General features: G+C 72.3%; 3 protein-coding genes. 2 read left to right on the plus strand and 1 reads right to left on the minus strand.

The window, feature by feature from the left end; all coding sequences use genetic code 11:
- Positions 1-131: 131 nt before the first annotated feature.
- The gene (locus VF289_RS07320; RefSeq protein WP_330882600.1) at positions 132-662 is read right to left on the minus strand and encodes a MarR family winged helix-turn-helix transcriptional regulator; all 531 of its coding nucleotides are present in this window, start codon (positions 660-662) and stop codon (positions 132-134) included.
- A 139-nt stretch (positions 663-801) separates the two neighbouring features.
- Here VF289_RS07320 and idi point away from each other — a divergent pair, with 139 nt between their 5' ends.
- Together idi and VF289_RS07330 are read left to right on the plus strand one after the other, a co-directional pair.
- Positions 802-1374, plus strand: a complete 573-nt coding sequence (gene idi, locus VF289_RS07325) for an isopentenyl-diphosphate Delta-isomerase (protein WP_330882601.1) — start codon at positions 802-804, stop codon at positions 1372-1374.
- Positions 1371-2305 (plus strand): polyprenyl synthetase family protein (locus VF289_RS07330; RefSeq protein ID WP_330882603.1); only part of this gene is annotated, 935 nt, incomplete at its 3' end. The genes idi and VF289_RS07330, both read left to right, overlap by 4 nt.

Here is a 2305-nt window from a genome sequence, read left to right on the forward strand (position 1 = left end):
CCCCTCGCACTACAGTGCGAGGGGCCCGACGTCCGTCCGTACGAGACCGCCTGCTCCGTGGGCGCTCGCAGCGCTCGCAGGGCGACCGCCCAGCGCTCGAGGTGTGAGAGCTCGGCGCCGCAGGGGAGAGCTCAGCGCTCGCGCGGCGTGAGCTTCGGAGGCGGCGCCTCGGTGTCGAGGTGATCGGCCAGGGAGAGCAGGAAGTCGATCGCCGCGCGCCTCGCGGGCGAGGGCACGTCCCGGGCGATCTCAAGCATCCGCTCGTGCATCCCGCTGAGCCGCTCGCGCACCTGGGAGCGCGCATGGTCGGTGGCCACCACGATCCGCGAGCGTCGGTCGCTCGGATGCGGCGCACGCTCGAGATGGCCTGAGGCCGTGAGGCGATCCAGGAGCTTCGAGATCGAGGCGCCGGAGATCTCCAGGTGCTGGGCCAGGCGCAGCGGCGTGGCCGGATCCTCGGCCAGCTCATGGGCGATGACGAAATGCAGCGCCGCGAGATCGGTCGTGTTCATCTCCATGCCCGCGCTCACGCGTCGGCGCATCTCCTGATCGGCCCGTCGGAATCGCCGCACCGCGGAGAGCAGCTCCACGGCGGAGTCGTCGCCCTCGTACCAGTACGAGGGCGCCGTGTTCGCGTCCTCAGGTCGTGGCGCCTCGGTCATTCCCGGATGCTACAGTCGATTTACGTAGACAGGCTAAGCATCTCGGTGCAGGGATCCCCGAGTGACGATCTCAGCGTCATGATCTCGGCACCAGGATCCCGTGCTCGGCAACTGGGCACCAGCACCTCGAAGGAGGGTCATGACCGACAGCAGCACGGCGCGAATCGCCGTGGAGGACCACGTCATGCTCATGGATGCCGACGGCACCCCCTGCGGGCTGGCCCCGCGCGCCACTGTCCACTCCGCGCACACTCCGCTGCACCTGGCCTTCTCCTGCCACGTGGTCCGTGAGAACGGAGACGTGCTGCTCACGCGCCGCGCCCTGTCCAAGCGCACCTGGCCCGGGGTGTGGACGAACTCCTTCTGCGGCCACCCCCGCGAGGGCGAATCCTTCGCCGAGGCGATCTCCCGCCACGCCCGGCACGAGCTCGGGATGGCTGTGCGCGCCCCCGAGGTGACCCTCCCGGACTTCCGCTATCGCGCCGTGGACGCCTCCGGCATCGTCGAGAACGAGATCTGCCCGGTGTTCGTCGCCGCCGCCGCGGGCGAGCCGGTGCCGAACCCCGAAGAGGTCATGGACCTGAGGTGGGTCTCCCCCGACGAGCTCGCCGACCTGGTCGAGCTCTCGCCGTGGACGCTCAGCCCCTGGACCGCCCTGCAGGTCCCGCAGCTGCGCGGAAGCCTCGCCCGGGTCCCGGTGCGCGCCTCATGACCACCACCCACGACCTCGCCGTCGAGGCCGAGCTCCAGCGCCTGCTGGACCTCGGCACGAGGCGGCCCGGTCCGCTGCCGCTGTCCGACCACCACGATCTGTGGGCCGCGTTCTCCCGCTCCGTCGCCGGCGGCAAGCGGTTCCGTCCGAGCCTGCTGCTGTCCACCCACCAGGCGCTCGGCGGCGCGCGGGAACCTGCCGCGGTGCAGGTCGCCGCGGCCCTCGAACTGCTGCACACCGCTCTGGTGGTGCAGGACGACGTCATCGACGGGGATCAGGTGCGCCGCGGGGCACCCAGCCTGCCCGGCGGTGTCACGGCCGATGCCCGTCAGCGCGGTGCGGGCCCGGCCGCGGCGCAGCGGCTCGGGGTCGCGGCCGGCATCCTCGCCGGGGACCTGGGCCTGATCGCCGCGCTGCGTGCAGTTGCCCGCTGCGACGCCCCCGCGCCCGTGGTCGAGCGCCTGCAGGACCTGTTCGAGAGCACCCTGCACGCCACCGCCGCCGGGGAGCTGGCCGACGTGCGCCTCCAGCTGGAGCCGGCGGACAGCACCGCGGTGCTGCGGGAGACGCTCGCGGTCGCCGAGCTGAAGACGGCGCTGTACTCCTTCCAGCTGCCGCTGCGCGCCGGAGCACTCCTGGCCGATGCCTCCCCCGAGGTGCTCACCGCGCTCGATGAGATCGGCAGCCTGCTCGGCATCGGCTTCCAGCTGTTCGACGACCTGCTGGGAATGTTCGGCGACGAACGGCGCACCGGCAAGAGCGCGCTCGGCGACCTGCGCGAGGGCAAGCGCACCGCCCTGATCGCTCACGCCTCGACCACCGGCGCCTGGCCCGAGGTCCAGCTGCTGCTGGGCCGCGAGGACCTCGGTGAGGACGAGGCCCGCCACGCCCGCCGCCTGCTCACCAGCAGCGGATCCCGCGCCTGGGTCGA

The organism is Brachybacterium sp., from assembly GCF_036379615.1.
Lineage (GTDB): Bacteria > Actinomycetota > Actinomycetes > Actinomycetales > Dermabacteraceae > Brachybacterium.

Excerpts from the sequence above, each read along its gene's own strand:
- VF289_RS07320 (WP_330882600.1), bottom strand. The coding sequence starts at position 662 with ATGACCGAGGCGCCACGACCTGAGGACGCGAACACGGCGCCCTCGTAC.
- idi (WP_330882601.1), top strand. The coding sequence starts at position 802 with ATGACCGACAGCAGCACGGCGCGAATCGCCGTGGAGGACCACGTCATG.